Source organism: Mesorhizobium sp. M0189 (assembly GCF_040322135.1).
Lineage (GTDB): Bacteria > Pseudomonadota > Alphaproteobacteria > Rhizobiales > Rhizobiaceae > Mesorhizobium.
In genome coordinates, this window is sequence record NZ_JAMYSW010000064.1 from 1 (window position 1) to 525 (window position 525).

The window sequence follows — 525 nt, forward strand, 5'->3', positions numbered from 1 at the left end:
CATGTCGGGGTGGATGAGGGCTCTGGCCTGATCCGCACGGTGATCACCACACCAGCCAACGTCAACGACACGGTCGTGGCTGACACCTTGATCTGCGGCGACGAGAAGACGGTTTGGGCGGACGCCGCCTACGACACCCATGCCCGCCGCGCCCGGCTCAAGGCCGAAGGCAAGAAGGTGCGCATCGCGCGCCGCCCCAACAAGCATCATCCGCAGCTGCCGCCGCGTCTCAAGCACTACAATCGCTTGATCGCCAGACGCCGGGCGGCGGTGGAGACCACCTTTGCTACCCTCAAGTGCCGCATGAAGCTGACCACGATCCGCTATGTCGGGCTGGCCAAGGCGACCGCCCAGGTGACGATGGCGGCGATCGCCTTCAACATGCGCCGATGGGCCGCTATCGCGGGATAGGTGCGCCTGAGTTCCGCCCATACAGGGTCGGACGACCGCCTGAAACCCCAAACAAGACGTCAAATCCCCCGCAAACAAGCGAACAACCGCCGCAACCCCGCCGCCGCAAGCTTT

The 525-nt window shown here is 65.0% G+C and carries 1 protein-coding gene; it reads left to right on the forward strand.

Going from position 1 to position 525, the window contains the following annotated elements; all coding sequences use genetic code 11:
- The coding region (locus NKJ09_RS32455; protein ID WP_352764789.1) for a transposase at positions 1-411 on the forward strand (411 nt) is incomplete at its 5' end.
- Positions 412-525 lie beyond the last annotated feature (114 nt).